This is a genomic window from Shinella sp. GW821-FHT11G07 (assembly GCF_058808115.1).
Map to the genome: position 1 here is coordinate 76376 of NZ_JBXARJ010000005.1, position 23386 is coordinate 99761.

Annotated in this window: 23 protein-coding genes; 7 read left to right on the forward strand and 16 right to left on the reverse strand. The window is 63.4% G+C overall.

What is annotated here, in order from left to right:
• Positions 1-51: 51 nt before the first annotated feature.
• Positions 52-345 carry a YggT family protein gene (locus tag AC1RT2_RS11440; protein WP_069060745.1) on the forward strand — a complete coding sequence of 98 codons (294 nt, stop codon included), beginning with the start codon at positions 52-54 and terminating at the stop codon, positions 343-345.
• 94 nt (positions 346-439) lie between these two features.
• Here AC1RT2_RS11440 and ppa read toward each other — a convergent pair whose 3' ends face one another.
• Positions 440-973, reverse strand: coding sequence for an inorganic diphosphatase (gene ppa, locus AC1RT2_RS11445; protein WP_493101955.1), 534 nt, complete (start codon positions 971-973; stop codon positions 440-442).
• Positions 974-1103: 130 nt separating this feature from the next.
• Between ppa and AC1RT2_RS11450 the strand changes: the two genes are divergently transcribed.
• Positions 1104-1718 (forward strand): hypothetical protein, encoded by a 615-nt coding sequence (locus AC1RT2_RS11450; protein WP_493101957.1) that lies wholly within the window; start codon positions 1104-1106, stop codon positions 1716-1718.
• A gap of 1 nt (position 1719) precedes the next feature.
• Here the strand turns inward: AC1RT2_RS11450 and AC1RT2_RS11455 are convergent, their stop codons facing one another.
• The 4 genes from AC1RT2_RS11455 to AC1RT2_RS11470 form a co-directional block, all read right to left on the reverse strand.
• Positions 1720-2226: a GNAT family N-acetyltransferase gene (locus AC1RT2_RS11455; RefSeq protein WP_069060742.1), complete on the reverse strand. Its 507-nt coding sequence runs from the start codon at positions 2224-2226 to the stop codon at positions 1720-1722.
• 215 nt (positions 2227-2441) lie between these two features.
• Positions 2442-4268 (reverse strand): translational GTPase TypA, encoded by a 1827-nt coding sequence (gene typA / locus AC1RT2_RS11460; RefSeq protein WP_069060741.1) that lies wholly within the window; start codon positions 4266-4268, stop codon positions 2442-2444.
• Positions 4269-4402: 134 nt separating this feature from the next.
• Positions 4403-5965 carry an alkaline phosphatase D family protein gene (locus AC1RT2_RS11465; RefSeq protein WP_493101961.1) on the reverse strand — a complete coding sequence of 521 codons (1563 nt, stop codon included), beginning with the start codon at positions 5963-5965 and terminating at the stop codon, positions 4403-4405.
• 337 nt (positions 5966-6302) lie between these two features.
• Entirely contained in the window at positions 6303-8363 is a 2061-nt protein-coding gene (locus AC1RT2_RS11470) for a M3 family metallopeptidase (RefSeq protein ID WP_493101963.1), read from the reverse strand.
• Positions 8364-8742: 379 nt separating this feature from the next.
• Between AC1RT2_RS11470 and AC1RT2_RS11475 the strand changes: the two genes are divergently transcribed.
• Positions 8743-9861 carry a DUF475 domain-containing protein gene (locus AC1RT2_RS11475; RefSeq protein WP_069060738.1) on the forward strand — a complete coding sequence of 373 codons (1119 nt, stop codon included), beginning with the start codon at positions 8743-8745 and terminating at the stop codon, positions 9859-9861.
• Positions 9862-10113: 252 nt separating this feature from the next.
• Here AC1RT2_RS11475 and AC1RT2_RS11480 read toward each other — a convergent pair whose 3' ends face one another.
• The 5 genes from AC1RT2_RS11480 to AC1RT2_RS11500 all read right to left on the reverse strand — a co-directional run bounded on the left by AC1RT2_RS11480 (position 10114) and on the right by AC1RT2_RS11500 (position 14691).
• Positions 10114-10278 (reverse strand): hypothetical protein, encoded by a 165-nt coding sequence (locus AC1RT2_RS11480; RefSeq protein ID WP_171902425.1) that lies wholly within the window; start codon positions 10276-10278, stop codon positions 10114-10116.
• A gap of 157 nt (positions 10279-10435) precedes the next feature.
• Entirely contained in the window at positions 10436-11953 is a 1518-nt protein-coding gene (locus AC1RT2_RS11485) for a tripartite tricarboxylate transporter permease (RefSeq protein WP_257950505.1), read from the reverse strand.
• Positions 11954-11963: 10 nt separating this feature from the next.
• Entirely contained in the window at positions 11964-12452 is a 489-nt protein-coding gene (locus AC1RT2_RS11490) for a tripartite tricarboxylate transporter TctB family protein (RefSeq protein WP_493101966.1), read from the reverse strand.
• Positions 12449-13393, reverse strand: a complete 945-nt coding sequence (locus AC1RT2_RS11495; RefSeq protein WP_069060735.1) for a Bug family tripartite tricarboxylate transporter substrate binding protein — start codon at positions 13391-13393, stop codon at positions 12449-12451. Before AC1RT2_RS11495 ends, AC1RT2_RS11490 begins: the two co-directional genes overlap by 4 nt.
• A 230-nt stretch (positions 13394-13623) precedes the next feature.
• Entirely contained in the window at positions 13624-14691 is a 1068-nt protein-coding gene (locus tag AC1RT2_RS11500; protein WP_493102356.1) for an ABC transporter substrate-binding protein, read from the reverse strand.
• Positions 14692-14770: 79 nt separating this feature from the next.
• Between AC1RT2_RS11500 and AC1RT2_RS11505 the strand changes: the two genes are divergently transcribed.
• Both AC1RT2_RS11505 and AC1RT2_RS11510 read left to right on the forward strand, forming a co-directional pair.
• Positions 14771-15445, forward strand: a complete 675-nt coding sequence (locus tag AC1RT2_RS11505) for a response regulator (RefSeq protein WP_069060734.1) — start codon at positions 14771-14773, stop codon at positions 15443-15445.
• Positions 15442-16833, forward strand: coding sequence for a sensor histidine kinase (locus tag AC1RT2_RS11510; protein WP_493101969.1), 1392 nt, complete (start codon positions 15442-15444; stop codon positions 16831-16833). The genes AC1RT2_RS11505 and AC1RT2_RS11510 overlap by 4 nt, the downstream gene beginning before the upstream one ends.
• On the opposite strand, the gene AC1RT2_RS11515 is transcribed toward AC1RT2_RS11510, so the two are convergent.
• Positions 16830-17471: a LysE family translocator gene (locus AC1RT2_RS11515; protein WP_069060732.1), complete on the reverse strand. Its 642-nt coding sequence runs from the start codon at positions 17469-17471 to the stop codon at positions 16830-16832. The genes AC1RT2_RS11510 and AC1RT2_RS11515 overlap by 4 nt on opposite strands.
• A gap of 164 nt (positions 17472-17635) precedes the next feature.
• Here AC1RT2_RS11515 and AC1RT2_RS11520 point away from each other — a divergent pair, with 164 nt between their 5' ends.
• Entirely contained in the window at positions 17636-18121 is a 486-nt protein-coding gene (locus AC1RT2_RS11520) for a MarR family winged helix-turn-helix transcriptional regulator (protein WP_444799411.1), read from the forward strand.
• Positions 18118-19335 (forward strand): multidrug effflux MFS transporter, encoded by a 1218-nt coding sequence (locus tag AC1RT2_RS11525; RefSeq protein WP_493101972.1) that lies wholly within the window; start codon positions 18118-18120, stop codon positions 19333-19335. Before AC1RT2_RS11520 ends, AC1RT2_RS11525 begins: the two co-directional genes overlap by 4 nt.
• A 68-nt stretch (positions 19336-19403) precedes the next feature.
• Here AC1RT2_RS11525 and AC1RT2_RS11530 read toward each other — a convergent pair whose 3' ends face one another.
• From AC1RT2_RS11530 to AC1RT2_RS11550, 5 genes are all read right to left on the reverse strand, one after another.
• Positions 19404-19907, reverse strand: coding sequence for an invasion associated locus B family protein (locus AC1RT2_RS11530; protein ID WP_069060729.1), 504 nt, complete (start codon positions 19905-19907; stop codon positions 19404-19406).
• Between the two features lie 341 nt (positions 19908-20248).
• The gene (locus AC1RT2_RS11535; RefSeq protein WP_493101974.1) at positions 20249-20638 is read right to left on the reverse strand and encodes a YkvA family protein; all 390 of its coding nucleotides are present in this window, start codon (positions 20636-20638) and stop codon (positions 20249-20251) included.
• 101 nt (positions 20639-20739) lie between these two features.
• On the reverse strand, positions 20740-21048 hold the full coding sequence (locus AC1RT2_RS11540) for a 4a-hydroxytetrahydrobiopterin dehydratase (protein WP_493101976.1): 309 nt from the start codon (positions 21046-21048) through the stop codon (positions 20740-20742).
• A gap of 78 nt (positions 21049-21126) precedes the next feature.
• The gene (locus AC1RT2_RS11545; RefSeq protein WP_493101978.1) at positions 21127-21852 is read right to left on the reverse strand and encodes a beta-ketoacyl-ACP reductase; all 726 of its coding nucleotides are present in this window, start codon (positions 21850-21852) and stop codon (positions 21127-21129) included.
• An 86-nt stretch (positions 21853-21938) separates the two neighbouring features.
• Positions 21939-23120 carry an acetyl-CoA C-acetyltransferase gene (locus AC1RT2_RS11550; RefSeq protein WP_493101980.1) on the reverse strand — a complete coding sequence of 394 codons (1182 nt, stop codon included), beginning with the start codon at positions 23118-23120 and terminating at the stop codon, positions 21939-21941.
• Between the last annotated feature and the right edge of the window lie 266 nt (positions 23121-23386).

Genomic DNA, 23386 nt, shown 5'->3' on the forward strand with positions numbered 1-23386 from the left:
GGCGGGGCCTGCAATGGCTACATGTCGTGACGAAACCAATTGGAGACGTCAATGATAGCGGTCATCAACACCCTATTGTTCATCATCAGCATTGCATGGTTCCTGGTGATCGCCTCGGCGATCTTTTCCTGGCTCTACGCTTTCAATGTCATCAACGCGAACAATCAGGTGATCGCGACCATCGGCCGCTCGCTCTACCAGCTGACCGAACCGATCTATCGCCCGATCCGCCGCATCCTGCCGAATTTCGGCGGCGTCGACCTTTCGCCGCTCGTCGTGCTCGTCATCCTGTTCTTCCTGGAGCAGGTGATCCGCAGCGTGCTGGCGCCCGCCCTTCTGTCCTGATCTCAGGGCCGACGACACTCAGAAAAAGAAAATCCTCCGGATCGACAGCGACCCGGAGGATTTTTGTTTCAGGCTCGAAGAGCGCAGCAGGCGCTTACTTCTGGGCGTTGTAGCGGTCGACCGCCTCGAGAATCATCCGCTTGGCGACGGTGACGTCTTCCCAGCCGGCGATCTTCACCCACTTGCCGGGCTCCAGATCCTTGTAGTGCGAGAAGAAGTGCTCGATCTGCTTCAGCGAGATTTCCGGCAGGTCGGTGTAGTTCTCGACCTTGTCGTAACGGCGGGTCAGCTTCGGCACCGGCACGGCGATGATCTTCTCGTCCTTGCCGCCATCGTCTTCCATGACCAGCACGCCGATCGGGCGCACGTTGATGACACAGCCCGGAACGAGCGGGCGGGTGTTGGCGATCAGCACGTCGATCGGGTCGCCGTCTTCCGACAGCGTGTGCGGCACGAAGCCGTAATTGCCCGGATAGGTCATCGGCGTGTAGAGGAAACGGTCGACGACGAGCGCGCCGGCTTCCTTGTCCATTTCGTACTTGATCGGGTGGCCGCCGACCGGCACCTCGACAATGACGTTCACGTCGTCCGGCGGGTTCTTGCCAACGGAAATCGCATCGATACGCATGGGGGCTCCCTCAGTGCACTGGGTTGATTGCGGGCTTCCTAATGCGAATCCCGCTGCGGCGCAACATGACTTTCACTGGGGCCGAATAGACCGCTGCGATGTTTCGTCTTCTCAGGACCGGAGGATACCCATGCACCTGACAGCTTTTCTTCTTGCGACAACCCTCGCCGCTTGCGTCGCGACCGTCGCACAGGCGAACGAAAGCGCCTATTCCGAGCGCAATCTCGATGCCTGCAAGACGCTGTCGCAAACCGACGAAGGCCCGAGCATCACCCTTCAATGCGACGGCTACAAGGATCTCGCCGTCTATTTCAAGGAGGGTGACCTCCGCCAGAGCCAGGCCTATGGCCCGATCAGCAAGGTCTGGCTCGACGAGGCTTTTGAAAGCTTCGGGCCGTTCAATCACACCAACGCCAAGATCGAATGGCGCCTCGGCACGGATGGCAGGCCGGTTGCGACCATCGTCCGCTGGTTCGTGTCCGACCCGGAGACCACCAGCGACGTGACGACGCGCTACGGCCAGGTCCTGGTCGTCTCGACGGTCGCAACCGCTGAAAACCCGACGAGCTGCGTCGTCGGCTATGTCGATGCGCTGGAAAACAAGGATGCCAACACGCGCGCCCGAACGGTCGCGGACGAGGAAGCGCACAATTTCGCCTGCGGCGTCAGCGAGCCGCAATGGCATGGAACAAGGGGAAAACTGGCAGGGGAACCGATGCGCTATCTGCCGGAGACCAAGGAATAGCCTAAGGCCAGACGAAACCGACCTTCTTCAGTTCCTTCACGCCGAAACTCTCCATGCCTTCCGCAATATCGCGGCCGCCGGCGGATCGGAAGAAGCGGTCGGCATGTTCGCTGTCTTCCAGGCACCAGACGATCAGGCCGTTGCAGCCGAGCGATTTCAAAAGCCGTTGCGCCTCGCCGAACAGCATGCGGCCAAGGCCGATACCCTGGTATTCCGGACGCAGATACAATTCGTAGATCTCGCCTTCCTGCGGTAGGGCCCGGGCGCGGTTGAGGCCGAGCGTGGCATAGCCTGCCACCGTACCGGCGACATCCAGCACCAGCAAAGTCGCGGGACCGCGCGTCGCCTTGCGCCACCAGGTCTCGCCCCGCCGATCGACCATCTGGTTGAGCGGGATATGCGGAATGAGGCCGCCATAGGTCTGCAGCCACGATACCCGATGTACCTCGGATATCGCGCGCGCGTCCTGCGGCTCGGCGCGCCGCACATCGATCGACAGTGTTTTCATAACACCACTCTTATTCCCGCACCGATTCCATCGGAATCCCGCACCATGCAATGGCATCCATTGCCCACAGGCGAGTTCCGGATGGCACGCGGAAAAGTTAACGCTTTTTTAACAAACGTCACAAGTCGTAAAACGATGGCACACACATGAAAAACCCCGGCCCCCTTATTTCAGGGGGCCGGGGTTCAAAATGTCCCGTTTCGGGAAGAAGTGGCTTATGCCGCGCCGGACGCGCGCTGCTTGTCGAATCGCTTGCGGTCGTTGGCGTCGAGGAACATCTTGCGCAGACGGATCGACTTCGGCGTGACTTCCATCAGCTCGTCGTCCTGGATCCACGACAGCGCGCGGTCGAGCGTCATGCGGATCGGCGGGGTCAGCTTCACGGCTTCATCCTTGCCGGCGGCGCGGATGTTGGTGAGCTGCTTGCCCTTGAGAACGTTGACCTCGAGGTCGTTGTCACGGGTGTGGATGCCGATGATCATGCCTGCATAGACCTTTTCGCCCGGCTCGATGATCATCGGGCCGCGGTCTTCAAGGTTGAACATGGCATAGGCGACGGCTTCGCCCGAAGCGTTCGACAGCAGCACGCCGTTGACGCGACCGCCGATGGCGCCCTTGTAGGGCTGGTAGTCGTGGAACAGGCGGTTCATGACGGCCGTGCCGCGCGTGTCGGTCAACAGTTCCGACTGGTAGCCGATCAGGCCGCGGGTCGGCGCCAGGAACTTCAGGCGAACACGATTGCCGCCGGACGGACGAAGTTCCGTCATCTCGGCCTTGCGCTCGGACATCTTCTGCACGACGACACCCGAATGCTCTTCGTCGACGTCGACGACGACTTCTTCGATCGGCTCCATCGTGGTGCCGTTCTCGTCCTTGTGCATGACGACGCGCGGACGCGACACGGCCAGTTCGAAACCTTCGCGACGCATGGTCTCGATCAGAACGGCGAGCTGAAGTTCGCCGCGGCCGGAAACGTAGAACGAATCCTTGCCTTCGGCCTCTTCGATCTTCAGCGCGACATTGCCTTCGGCTTCCTTGAACAGGCGGTCACGGATGACGCGGCTCGTCACCTTGTCGCCTTCGGTGCCGGCAAGCGGGCTGTCATTGACGATGAAGGACATGGTGACGGTCGGCGGGTCGATCGGCTGTGCCGTCATGGCCTCGGTGACCGACGGATCGCAGAACGTGTCGGCAACCGTGCCCTTGGAGAGACCGGCGATGGCGACGATGTCGCCTGCATGGGCTTCGTCGATCGCCGTGCGCTCGATGCCGCGGAAGGCGAGGATCTTCGAGATACGGCCGGTTTCGATGAGCTTGCCGTCCTGGCCGAGAACCTTGACCGCCTGGTTCGGCTTGATCGAGCCGGAATGGATGCGGCCGGTGATGATACGGCCGAGGAAGGGGTTGGCTTCGAGGATCGTGCCGATCAAACGGAACGGACCGTCGGCGACCGTCGGCTCCGGCACATGCTTCAGCACGAGGTCGAGCAGCGGCGCCATGCCTTCGTCCTTCGGGCCTTCCGGGTTGACGTTCATCCAGCCGTTACGGCCCGAACCATAGAGGATCGGGAAGTCGAGCTGTTCGTCGGTGGCGTCGAGATTGGCGAAGAGGTCGAAGACTTCGTTCAGCACTTCCTCGTGGCGGCCGTCCGGACGGTCGATCTTGTTGATCGCGACGATCGGCTTCAGGCCGACCTTGAGGGCCTTGCCGACCACGAACTTGGTCTGCGGCATCGGGCCTTCCGACGAGTCGACGAGAACGATCGCGCCGTCCACCATCGAGAGGATACGCTCCACTTCGCCGCCGAAGTCGGCGTGGCCGGGGGTGTCGACGATGTTGATGCGAACGCCCTTCCAATCCACCGAGGTCGCCTTGGCGAGAATGGTGATGCCGCGTTCCTTTTCGAGATCGTTCGAGTCCATCACGCGTTCGGCAACGCGCTGGTTTTCACGGAACGAGCCGGACTGCTTCAGAAGCTCGTCAACAAGCGTGGTCTTGCCATGGTCGACGTGCGCGATGATCGCGATATTGCGGATAGACATGGTGTAATCTCTGAGGTTCGGGGCGCGCAGGGTATAAGGGCGCCGTCTTCAATGGTCGGGCTCTTACATGTTTTTCCGCAAATGCGAAAGGGGCGGGATGCAACTCTGTTGCCCGACCAGCGCGCGGCTTGCTCTCATGATGAACGCACGGGCGGCAGCGTGACGCGCCAAAGCTCCTGATCCTCCCGGTCCATCAGCCGCACGGTCATCTCCTCGCTCGATCCGTTGATATCGACGAGACCGAAGAATTGCAGGCCGGCGGACGGCGGCAGGTTGCTGTCGACCCCGCCTTTCGACGACTTGATGAAGCGCACTTCCGGGCCGAAGGTCATGTCGAGCGGTTTCGGCCCATAGGTGCCGGAATGCAGCGGCCCGGAGACGAATTCCCAGAACGGATTGAACTCCTGGAATTTTGCGCGCGACGGGTCGTAGTGGTGCGCAGCGGTGTAGTGCACGTCCGCCGTCAGCCACACGACATTGTGGATCGCATTGTCCCGCATGAAGGAAAGCAGGTCGGCGATTTCGCGCTCGCGCGCCGCCGGCGGACCATTAAGACCGTCCGCAACCCCTTCATAACCAAGGCTGTTGGCATAATCATCCCAGATGACGAGGCCGAGCGGCATGTCGCAGGCGATGACCTTCCAGACCGCCTGCGAGGCGGCAAGCTCTCGGCGCAGCCAGTCTGCCTGCCGCCAGCCGAACAGGCCGTTTTCCGTGCCGCCGCGGTTGGGGCTGCGATACGAGCGCAGGTCGACGAAGAACACGTCGAGCAGCGGACCATAGGCGACCTTGCGGAAGATACGGCCGGGCTCGGTGGGAAAATAGCGGATCGGCGTCATTTCATGGAAGGCGCGCCGCGCACGCTCTTCATAGACGCCGATATCCTTGTCCGGATAGCGCCGGTCGCCGGTCAGGTCGCTCGATTCCGACCAGTTGTTCAAAACCTCGTGGTCGTCCCACTGGAAGAAGGTCGGGCACTGGGTGTTGAAGGACAGCAGGTGGTCGTCGAGCAGATTGTATTTCCACTGGCCGCGAAATTCTTCCAGCGTGCGCGCCACGCTGCGTTTCTCATCCGTCACGATGCGGTTCTTCCACACGCCGCCGTCGCGCAGCGGAATTTCGTCCGGGATCGGGCCGTCGGCATAGACGGTATCGCCGGAATGGATGAAGAAATCCGGCTCATGGCGCAGCATGGTCGAATAGGTCTTCATGCCGACATTGTCGATGCCCCAGCCTTGGCCTGCCGTATCGCCAGACCAGACGAAACGCACAGAGCGCTTGCGCATCGGCGCCGTGCGGAAGCGTCCGACGACCGGCTCGGAGATCAGATGGCTGGAATAGGGATCGTTTGCGGTGAAGCGATAGAAAATATCCTGGTCCGGCAGCAGGCCCTGCAACATCGCCTTGACGGTATTGTCCGTGCCCATCGTCGCTTTCTGCAACGGCAGGCGTGCCGCATCGAGAAAACTCTCGGTGGTCGAATATTCCAGCGTCACCTCGGCCGGCCGGTCGACCCGCGCCCAGACCATGCCGGACGAACAATCGACATCACCCGACTGCACGCCGTGGGAAAAGACCGGACTGCCATGACGCCGCGCATAATAGGGCACCGCCAGCGCCGAGGACGTCGCAAGCGCGCCGGCCCCTGCGGTCAGAAGGAAAGAACGCCGCGTCAGCGTCTCCGGAACAATCGCCATGCCACCTCCGGCCTGACCCGCGAATCGAAACGCCAGGCGGGCAGACCATGAGTCCCGGCCATGTCAGTCCGGTAACGGGACGATGACGATTCACCGAAAGTTCAGTGACGGGACGATGACTGCCAGTAGCTGGTGCGACAGATCCGGCCAGCAACCATCACCCTCAGGCCGTCGACTTACTGGCCATGAGCCGCACCCTCTCCTCCGTCATCCTCGGGCTTGACCCGAGGACCCATGCCACAAATTTAACGCATGCCGTGATGCGTGGATCCTCGGGTCAAGCCCGAGGATGACGGCGACGGGTGGCGTGACGGTTCAGGGAAGGGAAACAGCACCCCTAAGCCGCCAACCCCTTTTTCTCCAGCATCGCCTCCGGGCTCGGCAGCTTGCCGCGGAAGGCCTTGTAGGCGTCTTCCGGGTCGACGGCACCGCCGACGGCGTAGATATAGGTCTTCAGCCGCTCGGCCATGGCCGGGTTGAAGGCGTCGCCGGTCTCGGTGAAGGCCGCGAAGGCGTCCGCGTCCAGCACTTCCGACCACATGTAGGAATAGTAGCCGGCCGAATAGCCGTCACCGGAGAAGACGTGCTGGAAGTGCGGCGTGGCATGGCGCATGACGATGGACGCCGGCAGGCCGATCTTTTCCAGCACCTCGGCCTGCACCGCCATCGGATCCGCGACGGCGCCGCGCGTGTGGAAGGCCATGTCGACCAGCGCCGAAGAGGTGAACTCCACCGTCGCGAAGCCGGAATTGAAGGTGCGGGCGGCGAGCACCTTGTCGAGCAGCGCTGCCGGCATCGCCTCGCCGGTCTGGTAATGCACGGCGTAACGCGTCAAGATTTCCGGCACCGTCAGCCAGTGTTCGTAGAGCTGCGAGGGCAGTTCGACGAAGTCGCGCGAAACGCCGGTGCCCGACACCGACGGATAGGTGACGTCCGACAGCATGCCGTGCAGCGCATGGCCGAATTCGTGGAACAGCGTGCGGGCATCGTCGATCGACAGCAGCGCCGGTTTGCCCTCGGCGGGTTTGGCGAAATTGCAGATATTGTAGATGATCGGGATTTCGCCGACCGAACCGTTCGCAAGCGGCAGCCGGTGCTGGCTCTGGTAGGAGCTCATCCAGGCGCCCGAGCGCTTGGAGGACCGGGCGAAATAATCGCCAAGGAACATGGCGACAAGCGTGTCGTCGCGGTCACGGATCTCGAACACGCGCACGTCAGGATGATAGACCGGCACATCCTTCTTCTCGATCGCCTGGATGCCGAACAGCCGCTCGGCAACGTCGAAGCTGGCATCGATGATCTTTTCAAGCTGGAGGTAGGGTTTCAGCTCGGCCTCGGAGAAGTTGAACTTTTTCGCCCGCAGCTTTTCCGCATAGTAGCGCCAGTCCCACGGCATGACCGCGTGGTTGCGGCCTTCATCGGCGACAAGCACGGCCAAATCCGCCTCCTCTTCCCGCGCCCGCGCCACGGCCTTTTCCCAGACCTGCATCAGGAGCCCGTTCACCGCGTCAGGCGTCTTCGCCATCGTGTTGTCGAGCTTCAGCGCGGCAAAGTTCTCGTAGCCGAGCAGGCCCGCCTTTTCCGCCCGCAGCGCCAGCGTGTCCTTGACGATACCGCGATTGTCCGTCTCGCCCTCGTTCTCGCCGCGCGCCACCCAGGCACGAAACGCCTGTTCGCGCAGGTCCCGGCGCGCCGAAAACGTCAGGAAGGGTTCGATGATCGAGCGCGACAGCGTGACGGCATAGCGCCCGTCCTCGCCGCGCTCGCGCGCCACGGATGCCATGGCATCCTTCAGGAAATCCGGCAGGCCATCGAGCGCATCGCCCTCATCGAGGAACAGCACCCAGCTCTTTTCGTCGGCCAGCACGTTCTGGCCGAACTTCGCGCCGAGCCCGGCGAGCGTCTCGTTGATCGTCGACAGCCGCTCCTGCTCCGGCTTTTCCAGCTTGGCGCCGGATTTCACGAAACCCTTCCAGTGCCGTTCCAGCACGCGGATCTGCTCCAGAGAGAGGTTCAGGGCCTCACGGCCTTCCCACAGCGCATCGATACGCTGGAAGAGCGTGGCATTGGTGCCGATCTTCGAATAGTGCCGCGACATTTTTGGCGCGATCTCGCGTTCCAGCGCCTGGATCGTGTCGTTGGTGTTGGCGCCGGCACGGCTCCAGAACAGGGCGGAAACGCGCGACAGCTGGTCGCCGGCAATTTCCAGCGCGACGATCGTGTTCTCGAAGGTTGCCGGCTCCGGGTTATTGGCAATCCCATCGATCTCCGCCTCATGCGCCGCCAGCGCCGCATCGAAGCTCGCGGCGAAGGCCTCGTCCTTGACGCGATCGAAACGCGGCAGGCCGTTGAGGCCGGTCCACTCGACGAGGGCGGGATCGATGCGCGTTTCAGTCATGCGGGCGGTTCCTTCTGGCAAATCACTGTGCGGCGAATATAGGAACGGAGCAGCGTGTTGGTACAGGGCGCCGACATAAAATACGGGAACAGGGGTCGCGCAAACGCGTTGAGGGCGATGCGGCACCCTGCCTCTTGACGTGGAGGGCAACTTCGGTGAAAACAGCCCTTATCGCGGCTTTTGACATCCTGCCGCGGTGAACCCTGGTGCCGGGCCCCTCTGGCGAGAGTTTTTACGGCGCTCTCGTGATGTCGGTACCGCCAGCAATTAGCCGGCGGATTCAAACGCACATGAAAATCCTGACCATGCCTTACCCGCATGCCCGTTGTGGTATGCACAACCTCGCTTCCCGCATTTCCTCCAGCATGGAGGCGCTGTCATGATCGGCAACGGCGAAGGCAAGACCACTCTTTCCTACCTGAAATGGGCCATCATCTCCACCGTCATCGGCCTGGCGCTCGGCGCCTTGCTCGGCTGGCAGACCGAAGGCACGCTCGCCGGCATGGCGACCGTCTTCTTCATCTGCGCGGTTCTCGCGGTTCTGGAGATTTCGCTCTCCTTCGATAACGCAATCGTGAATGCCAACAAGCTCAAGGACATGACGCCGGTCTGGCAACACCGGTTCCTGACCTGGGGCATCGTGATTGCCGTCTTCGGCATGCGTATCGTCTTCCCGCTGCTGATCGTCGTCATCGCCGCCCGCATCGGCCCGATCGAAGCGATCATTCTCGCCGCGCGCGAGCCTGCGGAATACGCCCGCATCATGAACGACGCCCACCTGCCGATCGCTGCCTTCGGCGGCACCTTCCTGATGATGGTCGGCCTCACCTACTTCTTCAACCATGAGAAGGACGTGCACTGGATCGGCTTCATCGAGAAGCACATGGCCCGTTCGGCGACCGTCAAGGGCATCGAGATCGCCTTTGTTCTCGCGCTCATCCTCGTCTTCTCGAACCTGCTCGAGGGTGAAGACGCCAATACCTTCGTCTTCTCCGCCATCTACGGCCTCCTGACCTTCCTCGCAGTGGAAGTCGTCGGCGGCCTGCTCGATGCCTCGCAGAAGGCGATGTCGGAAGCGGCCAAGGGTGGCCTCGGCGCGTTCATCTATCTTGAAGTGCTCGATGCCAGCTTCTCCTTCGACGGCGTCATCGGCGCCTTCGCGCTGACGCAGAACCTCTTCATCATCGCCATCGGCCTCGGTATCGGCGCCATGTATGTGCGCTCGATGACGATCATGCTGGTGGAGAAGGGCACGCTTGCCGAATACCGCTACCTGGAGCACGGCGCGTTCTACGCGATCCTGGTCCTGTCGGTCGTCATGTACTTCCAGACGCTGGTGCACATTCCGGAAGTCATCACCGGCCTTGGCGGCGCGACGCTGATCGGTATCTCGCTCTGGTCGTCGATCCGCTACAACAGGCGCGAACGCGAACTGGGCAGCCATGCCGGCCACGGCTCGGACCGCGTGTCGGCCCAGCTTGGCGAGAACAACGCGTAACGAACATTGAGCCGGCCGTTTCGGCGGCCGGCCATTGCACTTTGAAACCCTCTCCTCCGTCATCCTCGGGCCTGACCCGAGGATCCAGGCCGCGGGTGTGGCGTGGATGGTCGGGTCAAGCCCGACCATGACGATAGAGAGGGAGGACGTCCAACAAAGTGAGATCAAAACGGACGCAAATCCCAAAACACAGAAGGCCCGCTGATCTTGCGATCAGCGGGCCTTTTCATTCAGAGAATTCTATACTTCGCGTTAGACGCGCGGGAAGTCGGCAGGGTTGATGCCGAGCGTCTTCAGGTCGCGTTCCTTCGGGCGGCGGTGCCCTTCGACAGCCGCGGCGGCTGCATTGGCAGCGCTCAGTACGGCGAAGGCCCGGCCGAAGAAGCCCTGGGCGAAGGAGTTGCGGAGGGTGGTCATTTGATTGCTCGCTTTCTGTTTTAGCTTACGAGCAGAAGATGATGCTTGCGGCCCGAAAGAACAACTGACGGTTTGTCAGCCCAGCCATGCAACGAATGCAGGCCGGAAACGGGGGTTTCCGGCCTGCACTGCTTTCGATCGCGGGAGGAACCGAGATCTAGTCTTCGTTCGCTGCAAACTGCGAGAGAACTTCACCCTTGCCGCGTGCCCGCAGGATGAGCGGCACGACGACGGCGAGCACGGCCAGCACGAAGAGCACGGCAGCGATCGGCGACATAAACAGCGAGGTCACATCGCCCTGGCTGATCGCCAGCGCGCGGCGCAGCTGCTGTTCCGCCATCGGCCCGAGGATGAGGCCGACGACGACAGGCGCGATCGGATAGCCGAAGAGGCGCATGGCAAAGCCGAGCAGGCCGAAGGTGAGCAGCATGCCAAGCTCGAACACCGACGGATTGGCGCCGATCGTGCCGAGCGTCGCAAACAGCAGGATGCCGGCATAGAGCCAGGGCTTGGGGATCGTCAGAAGCTTCACCCAGAGGCCGATCAGCGGCAGGTTCAGCACCAGCAGCATGAAGTTGGCGATCAGCAGGCTGGCGATGAGGCCCCAGACGAGCTGCGGATTGGTGGCAAACAGCAGCGGACCGGGCTGGAGCCCGTATTGCTGGAAGCCGGCAAGCATGATCGCCGCCGTCGCCGTCGTCGGCAGGCCGAGCGAGAGCAGCGGCACGAGCGTGCCGGCAGCGGATGCGTTGTTCGCAGCTTCCGGACCCGCAACGCCCTCGATGGCGCCCTTGCCGAACTCGTCCTTGTGCTTGGAGAACTGCTTTTCCGTCGAATAGGACAGGAAGCTTGCAATATCCGCGCCGCCGGCCGGCATGGCGCCGATCGGGAAGCCGATGAACGTGCCGCGCAGCCACGGTTTCCACGAGCGCGCCCAGTCCTGCTTGCTCATCCAGACCGAACCCTTGACCGCCTCCACCTTCTCGGGGATGCGGGAGCCCTGACAGGCGACGTAGAGCGTCTCGCCGATGGCGAACATGGCAACGGCAAGCGTCGTCACCTCGATGCCGTCGAGGAGATCGGGAATACCGAAGGAAAGCCGCGCCTGGCCGGTCTGCTGGTCGATGCCGATGACGGCAAGTGCGAGGCCGACGAAGAGGGCGGTAAGGCCGCGCAGCGTCGAATCGCCGAACGCGGCCGAAACGGTCACGAAGGCGAGCACCATCAGCGCGAAATATTCGCGCGGGCCGAAGGAGAGCGCGAATTTCACGACGAAGGGTGCGATGAAGGCGAGGCCGAGTGTCGCGATCAGGCCGGCGACGAAGGAGCCGATCGCGGCCGTCGCAAGGGCCGGTCCACCACGGCCGGCGCGGGCCATCTTGTTGCCTTCGAGCGCGGTGACCACCGAGGCGCTTTCGCCCGGCGTGTTGAGCAGGATCGACGTCGTCGAACCGCCATACATGCCGCCGTAATAGATGCCGGCAAACATGATCAGCGATCCGGCCGGATCAAGCTTGTAGGTGACGGGCAGAAGCAGCGCGACCGTCAGTGCCGGGCCGATGCCGGGCAGAACGCCGACGGCGGTGCCAAGCGTGACGCCGATCAGCGCATAGAGCAGGTTCATCGGCTGCGCGGCGATGGCGATGCCCTGCAGCAGGAATTCGAAAGTACCCATTGTCAGGCCCTCAGAAGAACAGGTGCTCGAGCGGCCCGGCAGGCAGCGAGAGCTGCAGGAAGCGGCCGAAGATGATGAAGACGACGAAGCTGAACGCGATGCCGATCGGCAACGAGATCCACAGCTTGCGCCGGCCGAAACCGAAGGCCGTCAGCGCGAAGAGCACGCCCGTCGCAATGGAGAAGCCCGCGGTCTTGAGCAGGAGCATCTGCCCAGCAAGGCCCGCGACGATGAAGATCACCGGCTGGACCTCGATCGGCTCGCGCTCGGGAAAATCGCCGCGCCAGGCTTCAAAGGCCGTCCAGATGGCGAGCAGCGCCAGGCCGATGGCGACGACATGTGGCACGGTGGCGGGGCCGATGCGCGAATAGTTGCTCATCTCCGCAAGGCGGCCGGCATCCCACCAGATCACGGCAGCGATGATGAAGAGAACCGGTGCGATGACCAGCGCCGCCCTGTCAGGGCGGCGCTTTTCGTTGGAGGACTGGACCTCGCTCATTTGACGAGCCCGATGTCCTTGAGGATGCTTGCGGTCGAAGCAATGTCCTTGTCGAGCTGGGCGTTGAAGGCGTCACCGGCGAGATAGGTGTTCTGCCAGCCCTTGGTCTTCAGGATGCCCTTCCAGGCGTCGGAGTTCACAACCTTCTCGATATCGGCATTGACCGCGGCCACCTGCTCGGCCGAAAGGCCGGGGGCTGCGGCCACCATGCGCCAGTTTTCAACGACGACGTCGAGGCCGCCTTCCTTGATGGTCGGGGCATCGATGCCTTCGACACGCTCGGCGCTCGAGATGGCGATCAGGCGCAGCGTGCCGGCCTTGACCTGGGCTTCGAACTCGCCGTAGCCGGAAATGCCGGCCGTCACCTGGTTGCCGAGGATCGCGGCAAGCGCTTCGCCACCGCCGGAATAGGCGATGTAATTGATCTTGGTCGGGTCGACGCCGGCTGCCTTGGCGATCAGGCCGACTGCGATGTGGTCCGTGCCGCCGGCCGAACCGCCAGCCCAGGAAACGGCACCCGGATCGGCCTTCAGCGCCTTGACGAGATCGTCCATGTTCTGGATCGGCGACGCGGCCGGAACGACGATCGCTTCGTACTCGCCGGTCAGGCGGGCGATCGGCGTGACGTCCTTGAGGGTCACCGGCGACTGGTTGGTGAGGATTGCGCCGACCATGACGTAGCCGCCGACGATGAGCGCGTTCGGATTGCCGGAATTCTGGCTGGCGAACTGGGCAAGGCCGATCGTGCCGCCGGCGCCCGGAACGTTCACCACCTGGACGCTGCCGGAAATCTTCTCATCCTGCAGAACCGTCTGCAGCGAGCGGGCCGTCTGGTCCCAGCCGCCGCCCGGGCCTGCCGGTGCGATGATCGAATAATCGGCGGCAAAGGCCGGAAGCGCCATGGCGCCGGCAATCAGGGATGCCAGGAAGAAATGTTTCAAGAGTGTGTCCTCCGTCAGGCGCGGCTTGTTTCGCGCATCGTTGATTATGGAGGGAGGAACGGATCGGCCACAGCAACGCGAACGTCGGTTCGCGGGCGCAATTTTGGCTGAAGTCTCCTCCCGGTCTTCCGTCCGCCTCCACGGACGTTGAAGACCCCTAAACCAACACAAGAAGCTGACATCTACCTGACATGGACAGGCTCTCTATTCGCTGGTCGAGCATGACCGCGCTATTGCGTGCGCAGAACCTCGTTCCAGCGTGCAATCAGCCGCGCGCGCTTCACCTGGTCGAGATAGACCATGAGGCCCGGGCTCACCGGCACCGGCTTCAGCTGCGCGCCGAGCAGCGCGCTCATGGTGCGCGCCGTGTTCGAACCCGAGACCTCCGGGCTGACGGCGGCGATCTGCAATTCGCGCGCCATGATGGTCTGGCCCTCCTTCGACATGAAGAAGGCGAGGTAACGCCGCCCGAGTTCCGGGGAGGCGGCCGCCTGCGGCACGAGGCCGATACGCGACATGACGACGGTATAGTCCTTCGGCAGGACGATGCCGACATCCGGATGGCGCGAGGCCCAGTCCGCCGCATAGGAGCCGAGGATGTTGTAGCCAAGCACGAAGCGCCCGTCGGCGACCCGCTCGAGGATCGCCGAACTCGTCGAATAGAGTTTGACGCCCGCCGCGCCCATCGCCTGGATCACCGTCCAGATATCGCCGAACTGCTCCTGGTCGCGCGCCATGAAGAGAAAACCGACGCCCGAACGCTCGATGTCATAGGTGCCGATGCGGCCGTAGACCTTCTCGCCCTGCCGTTTCAGGTACTCGACGAACTCGGCGCGCGAGGCGGGCGGCTTCTCGTCCTTGAAGCTCGGCTTGTGATAGACGAAGACGGCCGGCTCGAAGGTCAGCGCATAGGCCGTGTTGCGCCAGTTCGCCCATTGCGGCCAGCGCTCGCTCATCGGCAGGTCGCTGCGCTGGGCATAACCGTCATTGCTGAGCTTGACCTGCAGGTCCATCGCCGAAGAGAAGGCAAAATCCGCGGTCTTCTCGCCGGCATCCGTCTCGCGCACGATGCGGTCGTGCACTTCCCCGGTCAGCATCTCGTCATAGCGCACAGCGACATCGGGATTGGCCTCCTGGAAGCCCCTGATCATCGGCCGGGCGAGCGGCTCGTCGAGCGAGGAATAGACGACCAGCACCGGCGCCTCCGCATTGCCGTCGCGCGCCGGAAAGAAGGTCGGCTCCGCAAAAGCCGGAAGCGGCACCGCAATGAGGGCAAGAAGGATGAGGACAAGACGCATGGCGCGACCTTGCCAAAGCGCGAGGCCGTTCACAAGTGCACGCGCCACCGTTAGAGTTCCGCAAGGAGGACGAAACGACGTGCGCATTCTACTGGTCGAAGACAATGATGCCCTGGCGGACGGCCTGTCCGCCATCCTCAAGGGCACCGGCCATGCCGTGGACGTGGTGCGTGACGGCGCGTCTGCCGATGCCGCCATCGCGTCGGAAAATTTCGACCTCGTCATTCTTGACCTGACCTTGCCGGAAATGGACGGCCTCGATGTGCTGCGCGCCATGCGCGCCCGCAAGGACAAGGCCTCCGTGCTGATCCTGACGGCGCGCGGTGCCCCGGAGGAGCGGGTGCGCGGCCTCGATCTCGGCGCCGACGACTACATGATCAAACCCTTCGACATTTCTGAATTCGAGGCGCGCGTGCGCATGCTGCTGCGCCGCCAGGCGGGTCTGCGCTCCTCGGCCATCACCTTCGGCGGCGTCGCGCTCGATCTCAATTCGCGCACCTTCTCGGCCGAGGGTGCGCCGCTCGACATTCCGGCCCGAGAAGTCGGCCTGCTCGAAATCCTCTTCATGCGCGCCGGAAAAGTCGTCGCCAAGGAGGCGATCATGCAGTCGCTCGCCGCTTTCGACGACGATCTCTCCGCCAATGCCATCGAACAATATGTCAGCCGGCTCCGCAAACGGCTGGCCCCGCACGGCCTGACCGTGCGCACCGCGCGCGGCATCGGCTACTATCTCGACAAGGCGCCCGCCGCTTGACCCTCTCCCCCGCCTCCTCGCTTCGTCGGCGCCTGCTGCTCTGGCTGCTCGTCTCGACGGCGGTGATCGGCATCGTCGCTCTCGTCGACACCTACTGGGAAGCCGTCAAGACGGCGAACGCCGTCTCCGACCGGGTGCTCGCCGGCTCGGCGCTCGCCATTGCCGAACGTGTCGTGGTCGCGGAAAACGGCAGCCTGGAAGTCGACATCCCCTATGTCGCGCTGGAAATGCTGACTTCCGCCGCGCAGGACCGCGTGTTCTACCGGGTCGACGGCCCGCCGGGCCAGTTCATCACCGGCTACCAGACGCTGCCGACCATCGACGACATGCAGGGCCAGCCGATCGGCTTCCAGGATGCGACCTTCCGCGGCGAGCCGATCCGCATCGCGGTGCTGCAACGCTCGGCCTCGACCGGCATCAACTCCGTGCCCTTCGCCGTCACCGTCGCCGAAACCACCATAGCCCGCCGACAATTGGCCCAGGCCATCCTGCTGCGCTCGGCGCTGCGCCTTGCCATGATGATCGCCGGTGCCGCCACCATCGTCGGGATCGCCGTCACCGTGTCTCTGCGCCCGCTCTATCGGCTCAGCGACGCCATCGCCGAACGCAGCCCGAACGACCTGCACCCGATCGAGCAGCGTGTGCCGAGCGAGGTGCAGGGCGTGGTCGAAACGGTCAATTCCTTCATGGTGCGCCTGCAGTCGGCACTCGATGCGCTACGCCACTTTTCCGGCAATGCCAGCCACCAGCTGCGCACGCCGCTCGCCATCATCCGCACCCAGCTGGCGCTTGCCAGCCGCGCCGGCACGCTGGAGGAAGCGCAGGAGGCCGCCCGCAAGGGGGATGCTGCCGTGGCGCATGCCGAGCGCATCCTCGCTCAGCTTCTGCTGATGGCCAAGATCGACGCCGCCGGCTCCAACGAACCGAAGAAACCGGCCCCGATCGATATCGCCGCGCTCGCCCAGCAGCTCACGGCTGACCGCGTGCCATCGGCCGCCGAAGCCGGTATCGATCTCGGCTATGAAGGCGATGGCCCAGCACTTGCCCGCGCTGAACCGCTGCTGTTCGGTGAGCTTCTGCGCAACCTCGTGGAAAACGCCATCGCCTATGCCGGCAACGGCGCAGAAGTGACGGTCCGTGTGCGCGAGGCGACAGATGCCGTGCTCCTCATCGTCGAGGACAACGGCCCCGGCATCCCGCCGGAGCGCCGCAGCCTCGTGCGCCAGCGGTTTTCCCGCGGCGACCACAACACGGCGCCGGGCATGGGGCTGGGCCTGCCGATCGTCGAGGAAATCGCCGCGCTGTTCGATGCGACGATGGTGCTGGAGAGCGGTGCGGACGACAAAGGCCTGCGCGTGACGATCCGCTTCCCCGCCGTCGCTGTCTAGGGTTTGCGCCAGCCCAAGAGACCGGGCGCCGCATGCCAGACGGCCTGCACGGCAAAACCCATGAAGAGCAGGCCGGACAGGCGCACGATCGCCAGTTCGTGGCGCCGGTAGAAGCGGCGCACCAGGCCGGCGCCGATGATGGCGACCAGGATGATATCCGCCATCAGGAAGCCGAAGAACGAGACACCGAGCAGCGCCGGCAGCGCATCGAAATCAAGCGCGTTCGAGGAACCGGCAAGCAGGGCAGTGAAGGTCGCCAGCGCCACCGGGTAGCCCTTCGGGTTGGTGAGACCGAAGATCAGCCCGCGGCGCAGCGGCCGGTCGACCGTCATTACCGCGCCGCCATCCGCGCGCGGTTTTGCCCTGAGCGCCGACCAGCCGATCCAGGCGAGATAGAAACCACAAAGCAGGCCGAGCACGTCGAAGACCGTGGTGCCGATCGTCTTGGCCCCGACAATTGCCACCAACGCCAGGCTCGACCAGAGCAGGTCGCCGGCAAGATGTCCGCCCATGAACAGCGCGCCCGCCTTGCGCCCCTGCCCGGCACCGATGCCGAGAAGGGCGAGGAAAGCCGGCCCGGGAATGAGCACATAAAGCAGGGCAGCCATGAAGGCGCCGAATAGCATCGAACCGGTCATCGGGAATCCTCTGGAATCTCAGGGCATTCCAGCGCCTGCGAAGGCGTTCGTCAAGGGTGCATTTGTCGTTTCGCAAGGCAGCCATGCGTTGCAGCGCTGGCTTGGCCGTTGTTCATTTCGGCCCGGTATAGTAAGTTGAACTTATAATAAGCCAGAAAGTGATCATGTCCCCTCGCCCCGATCCCGACGCCCTCGGTTTCGTCCTCATCGACGTTGCCCGCATGCTGCGTAGCGCTTTCGAGCGCCGCATCGCCACCGCCGGTCTCGGCCTGACACCGGGCGAGGCCCGCACGCTGGTGCGCATCGCCACGCTGGAAGGCAGCCGGCAGCTCGACATTGCCCAGCGCATGGGCATCGAACCGATGACGCTTTCCACCTATCTCGACCGCCTCCAGAGCCTTGGCTTCATCGAGCGCCGCGCCGATCCGGTCGATCGCCGTGCCAAGCTGATCTTCACGACGCCGGCCGCCGGCGGCCTCATCGCCAGCATCCGCGACGAGCAGATCGAGCTGATGCAGCACGTGACGAGCGGCATCGGCACGGCTGATATCGATGTGATGCGCGGCCAGCTGAAGCAGCTGCGCGCCAATCTCGTGGCACTCGAGGAAGACAGTTCTGCACTCGCCTTCGTCAAGGAAGGTATTCGATGACGGCGCCACGCATGAGCGAACGCCGGACCAGCATCATCAGCGCCTTCCTCGTGGCGCTCGGCCCCGTCTCCATGGCGCTCTACACACCGGCCATGCCGGAACTGGTGCATGCCTTTGCCTCGACGGAATCGGCGATCAAGCTGACACTGTCGCTCTACTTCGCCGGCTTCGCCCTGTCGCAGCTGGTGTCCGGCACCATGTCGGACGTGCTTGGCCGACGCAAGACGACGCTGATCTTCATGAGCGTCTACCTTGCCGGCAGCCTGATGGCCGCCTTCGCGCCGAGCGTCGAAGTGCTGCTGGCCGGCCGCCTCGTTCAGGGCATCGGCGCCTCCGTCGGCATGACGGTGTCGCGCGCCATCGTGCGCGACCAGTTCACCGGCACCGAGGCCGCCCGCATCATGAATATGGTGGGCATGATGCTCGCCATCGGCCCGGCCGTCTCGCCGACGCTTGGCGGCTTCGCGCTCGGCCTGTTCGGCTGGCAGTCGATCTTCTTCCTGATGGTCGGCTTTGCACTGACCGCCTGCGGCGCGGTTTATTTCTGCATGGCCGAGACGACAACACCGGACCCGGCCAAGGGCCATATCGGCCCGATCCTGCGTGGTTATCGCGAACTCGCGACCAGCAGCCGCTTCGTCTCCGCCACGCTTGTCATGGCGGGCGCCGTCGGCGCGCTTTACGGCCAGGCGACCATGCTGCCCTTCGTGCTGATCGGCAAGGTCGGCCTGACGCCCACAGAATTCGGCGTCGGCATGCTCATGCAATCGGGGTTCTTCTTTGCCGGAACCGTCGTCGTGCGCTTCCTGATGCGCAAAATGCCGCCGGCCCGCATCGTCTTCCCCGGCCTCTGCTTCATCGGCATTGCCAGCATCCTGATCGCCACCACCTCGCACCTGCTGGAGCCGACCTTCCTCAGCGTTATGGGTCCGGTGGGCATCTATGCCTTCGGCATCGCCTTCGTTATGCCCTACATGATGACCGCCGCCATGGAACCCTTCCCGCACATTGCGGGCTCGGCGTCTGCCGCCATGGGCTTCATCCAGATGGGCTCCGGCTTCATCGCCGGCCTCACCGCCGCAGCCATCGGGCTGCCCCTCTTCGCCTTCGGAACGATCATCCCGACCATGGGCCTGATCGCCATCGTCTCCTACGTCTGGTACCGCGCGATCTGCAGCCGCGACGCGCAGCTTGTGACGAAACCGGCGGAATAATCGCCCCAAACGAAAAGGCCGGCGTAAAGCCGGCCTTTCACTGCAACCACTGCGAAATTCAAGGGCTGTTAGCGGCAACCTTCGATCTGCTTCAGCGCAGCCGAGATACCGGAAAGCGAATAGGAATAGGACGTGCCCGTGCCGCGGCGCGATTTCGCCTGCACCTGCATGTCCTTGCCGCTGCGCATGGCCGCGACGAGCGCCGGCTCTTCGGCAGCATTCTCCACCCAGGCCGAATTGCCCTTGGTGAACATCGCGAAGCTCCGGCCGTCGATGACGACGTTGACCTTGGAGTTTTCCTGAAGCGGATAACCCATCATCGCCTGCGGCTCGTAGCTGATGTTCTGGCCGGGGCGCTGCGAGACCAGGAAGAACACATCGCCGTGGTCGACGCCGGGCGGGTTCTTGTCCTTCGGCACGGAGAGCACGTAGCAGACCTTGCCGCCGTTCGCCTGATAGGAATAGGCGCCCCAGGCATTGAACTGCTGAATGCGCGTCGGCGTCTGGGCCGAGGCAACGCCTGCGGTCGCGACGACAAGGGCGAGTGCGGTTGCGAGCTTTCTTACGAACATGTTTTCCTGCCGGTTGTCTTGCCTGTGGTGTACCGACCGAAGGCGGCGCCCCCGATGCCGGTTTAAGCCATGCATGATGACGATTTGGTTCATTTTGACTTAATTCAGGTTACCAAACCGTCAACAGACACGCATTTTACGTGGAGTTTCCGCACTGCACCGGGACAGTTTGCGTCAAGAACCCGCCGCTGCCTTCGCAAGAAAGGCGGGCGCCCCCGATCCCCATATGGTGAGATAGAAACCCGTCGAAACCCCTAATGGCACAAGGAATAGGGCAAGAATTTGACTGGCGCTACCACGGTTTACGCGAACAACCGGGAGATGCCGTCCAGGACCGCCGATTAACCGGTGGCCTGCATGTCCGGCTCGTCCGCCATGGCCTTGTCTGCGGCCACATAGTGATCGGGGCGGATGTGCCCGCGGATCGCCGCGAAGGCCGCCGTCAGCACGGCAATATCGTCGGAAAAGCCGACAAGCGCGAAGAAATCGGGAATGCCGTCGAGCGGCAGCACGAAATAGGCAAGTGCCGCCAGAAGGATGCCGCGAACCCGGGCCGGCGTGCGGGAATCGAGCGCGCAATAGTAGGCGGCAACGAGATCGCGGGAGAAGGGAACCTGCCGCATTGCGCGCTTCAGAACCGGCCAGAACCGCCTCTTCACGCGGCTCTTCTGCCGGTCCTGCTCGTCCTCGTCTCCCGGCAGAAGGATCTCGCCGATCTTCACATCATCCATGCAGGGCCTCCTTCAGGTGGCAAAGCCGGCCTGCGCGCAAGGCGCGCTGTAACGTTCAAAACCGTCCGGCGAGGATCATATGGGAATGCGCTCACGCAGCTTCAACTCTTCGTGCGCAGTGCCGCCGCCTTGTCCATGGCGGTCGCCAGCTTGACATCAAGCTCGGTCAGCCCACCCGCATCGTGGTTGGTCAGCCGCACATCGACGCGATTGTAGACGTTGAACCATTCCGGATGGTGGTTGAATTTTTCCGCCGCAAGCGCCCCTTCGGTCATGAAGCCGAAGGCCTCGCGAAACGTCTTGAATTTGAATCGCTTCTCGATGGCGATGCCGTCGCCGGAACGGCTCCAGCCGTCCAGTCCCGCCAGTGCCTCGGCAATCGCCTCTTCGCTCAATCGTTCCTGTTTCATGGCCCTCTCCGTCTTGCGTACTGTACCACATGAAAACGGCGCCCGAAGGCGCCGTGTTCCGTTTTGTTCAAAATGGCGTCAGACGAAGAACTGCCCGCCATTCGCCGAAATGGTCGAGCCGGTGATGAAACCGGCATCGTCGGACGCGAGGAAGACGACGACGCGGGCGATTTCTTCCGGCTCGCCGAGGCGCCCGACGGGGATCTGCGGGATGATCCGCTCGTTCAGCACCTTTTCCGGAATGGCGCGCACCATTTCCGTGCCGATGTAACCCGGGCAGATGGCGTTGACCGTGATGCCCTTGGCGGCACCCTCCTGGGCGAGCGCCTTGGTGAAGCCGAGATCGCCGGCCTTGGCGGCGGAGTAGTTCGCCTGGCCCATCTGGCCCTTCTGGCCGTTGATCGAGGAGATATTGATGACGCGGCCGAAATTGCGGTCGCGCATGCCGGTCCAGACCGGATGGGTCATGTTGAACAGGCCCGTCAGGTTGGTGTTGATCACCGCACCCCACTGGTCGGGCGTCATCTTGTGGAACATCGCGTCCTTGGTGATGCCCGCATTGTTGACGAGAACGTCGACGGGGCCGAGATCGGCCTCCACCCTGCCGATGCCCTCGACGCAGGCCTCGTAGCTCGAAACGTCCCACTTGTAGACGGGGATGCCCGTTTCGGCCTTGAAGGCATTGGCGGCATCGTCATTGCCGGCATAGCTTGCAGCCACCTTGTATCCCGCGGCCTTCAGCGCCACCGAAATGGCAGCACCAATGCCCCGCGATCCACCCGTTACCAATGCTACCCTGCTCATGTCGCTCACTCCCCTGAAACTGTTTTTTGAGTCGACCTGTCGCCCGCTGGCGGCAGGTCCTGGCAAAGCAGAATGTCAGTCGATGCTTACAGGCTCTCGACGCACATCGCCACGCCCATGCCGCCGCCGATGCAAAGCGTGGCGAGGCCCTTCGAGACGCCGCGGCGCTTCATCTCGAAAAGGAGCGTGTTGAGGATACGGGCGCCAGAGGCGCCGATCGGATGACCGATGGCGATCGCGCCGCCGTTGACGTTGACGATCGACGGATCCCAGCCAAGGTCCTTGTTGACCGCACAGGCCTGCGCCGCGAAGGCTTCGTTGGCTTCCACGAGGTCGAGATCGCCGATCTTCCAGCCGGCGCGCTCGAGCGCCTTGCGCGATGCAGGGATCGGGCCGGTGCCCATGATCTTCGGGTCGACGCCGGCGGTCGCCCAGGAAACGATGCGGGCGAGCGGCTGGATGCCGCGGCGCGAGGCTTCGGCTTCCGACATCAGGAGGGCTGCGGCCGCACCGTCATTGAGGCCCGAGGCATTGGCCGCCGTCACCGTGCCGTCCTTGTCGAAGGCCGGGCGAAGCTTGGCCATCGAATCGAGCGTCGCGCCATGGCGGATGTATTCGTCGGCATCAACCGACACGTCGCCCTTGCGGGTCTTGACGATGAAGGGAACGATCTCGTCCCGGAAGCGGCCGTCCTTCTGGGCGGCCTCGGCCTTGTTCTGCGAAGACACGGCGAAGGCGTCCTGTTCGTCGCGCGAAAGCTGCCACTGCTTGGCGACATTTTCCGCGGTGATGCCCATATGGTAGCCGTAGAAGGCGTCGGTCAGGCCGTCCTTGATCATCGTGTCGATCATCTTGAAGTCGCCCATCTTCACGCCGGCGCGCATATGCGCGCAATGCGGCGCCATGGACATGGATTCCATGCCGCCGGCAACGATGATGTTCGCGTCACCCGTCGCGATCTGCTGCATGCCGAGTGCCACGGCGCGAAGACCCGAACCGCAGAGCTGGTTCATGGTCCAGGCGGTGGCTTCCTGCGGCACACCGGCCTTCATGGCGGCCTGGCGGGCCGGGTTCTGGCCTTCGCCGGCCTGCAGCACCTGGCCGAGGATCACCTCGTTCACCTCGCCCGCTGCCACGCCCGCGCGCTCCAGAACCGCCGAAATCGCCGTCGCCCCGAGTTCATGGGCGGGCGTATTGGCGAAGGCTCCGTTGAAGGACCCGACCGCGGTGCGGGCGGCGCTGGCGATGACGATGGATGGGGTGCTCATGGTGTAACTTCCTCAGTTCTGACGGCCTTGCGGACGGCCCTGGAACCGGGCCCGATGCGCGAACGGCGCGAGCCCGGCGGTTCTCCCAAATCAAAACTGGCAAAGCGGAGGGGGAGAGTCAAACGGGATATCCCGCAGCGCTAAAATTTCATCGAACGGGCATGCAGCATGAAATTCCATGTTGCGCAGCATTCCTCGCCGCATCGCACAATTCGATTGTCAGGAAGCCTGTTTTTGCGGATACTCCCCGGCATCAAAAAAGAAAC

Coding starts and splice junctions, on each gene's coding strand:
- AC1RT2_RS11490 (WP_493101966.1), bottom strand. CDS start 12,452: ATGAGCGAGGTCCAGTCCTCCAACGAAAAGCGCCGCCCTGACAGGGCG.
- typA (WP_069060741.1), bottom strand. CDS start 4,268: ATGTCTATCCGCAATATCGCGATCATCGCGCACGTCGACCATGGCAAG.
- AC1RT2_RS11515 (WP_069060732.1), bottom strand. CDS start 17,471: ATGACCGGTTCGATGCTATTCGGCGCCTTCATGGCTGCCCTGCTTTAT.
- AC1RT2_RS11470 (WP_493101963.1), bottom strand. CDS start 8,363: ATGACTGAAACGCGCATCGATCCCGCCCTCGTCGAGTGGACCGGCCTC.
- ppa (WP_493101955.1), bottom strand. CDS start 973: ATGCGTATCGATGCGATTTCCGTTGGCAAGAACCCGCCGGACGACGTG.
- AC1RT2_RS11520 (WP_444799411.1), top strand. CDS start 17,636: ATGTCCCCTCGCCCCGATCCCGACGCCCTCGGTTTCGTCCTCATCGAC.
- AC1RT2_RS11545 (WP_493101978.1), bottom strand. CDS start 21,852: ATGAGCAGGGTAGCATTGGTAACGGGTGGATCGCGGGGCATTGGTGCT.
- AC1RT2_RS11450 (WP_493101957.1), top strand. CDS start 1,104: ATGCACCTGACAGCTTTTCTTCTTGCGACAACCCTCGCCGCTTGCGTC.
- AC1RT2_RS11500 (WP_493102356.1), bottom strand. CDS start 14,691: ATGCGTCTTGTCCTCATCCTTCTTGCCCTCATTGCGGTGCCGCTTCCG.
- AC1RT2_RS11475 (WP_069060738.1), top strand. CDS start 8,743: ATGATCGGCAACGGCGAAGGCAAGACCACTCTTTCCTACCTGAAATGG.
- AC1RT2_RS11540 (WP_493101976.1), bottom strand. CDS start 21,048: ATGAAACAGGAACGATTGAGCGAAGAGGCGATTGCCGAGGCACTGGCG.
- AC1RT2_RS11465 (WP_493101961.1), bottom strand. CDS start 5,965: ATGGCGATTGTTCCGGAGACGCTGACGCGGCGTTCTTTCCTTCTGACC.
- AC1RT2_RS11440 (WP_069060745.1), top strand. CDS start 52: ATGATAGCGGTCATCAACACCCTATTGTTCATCATCAGCATTGCATGG.
- AC1RT2_RS11530 (WP_069060729.1), bottom strand. CDS start 19,907: ATGTTCGTAAGAAAGCTCGCAACCGCACTCGCCCTTGTCGTCGCGACC.
- AC1RT2_RS11485 (WP_257950505.1), bottom strand. CDS start 11,953: ATGGGTACTTTCGAATTCCTGCTGCAGGGCATCGCCATCGCCGCGCAG.
- AC1RT2_RS11535 (WP_493101974.1), bottom strand. CDS start 20,638: ATGGATGATGTGAAGATCGGCGAGATCCTTCTGCCGGGAGACGAGGAC.
- AC1RT2_RS11525 (WP_493101972.1), top strand. CDS start 18,118: ATGACGGCGCCACGCATGAGCGAACGCCGGACCAGCATCATCAGCGCC.
- AC1RT2_RS11550 (WP_493101980.1), bottom strand. CDS start 23,120: ATGAGCACCCCATCCATCGTCATCGCCAGCGCCGCCCGCACCGCGGTC.
- AC1RT2_RS11455 (WP_069060742.1), bottom strand. CDS start 2,226: ATGAAAACACTGTCGATCGATGTGCGGCGCGCCGAGCCGCAGGACGCG.
- AC1RT2_RS11480 (WP_171902425.1), bottom strand. CDS start 10,278: ATGACCACCCTCCGCAACTCCTTCGCCCAGGGCTTCTTCGGCCGGGCC.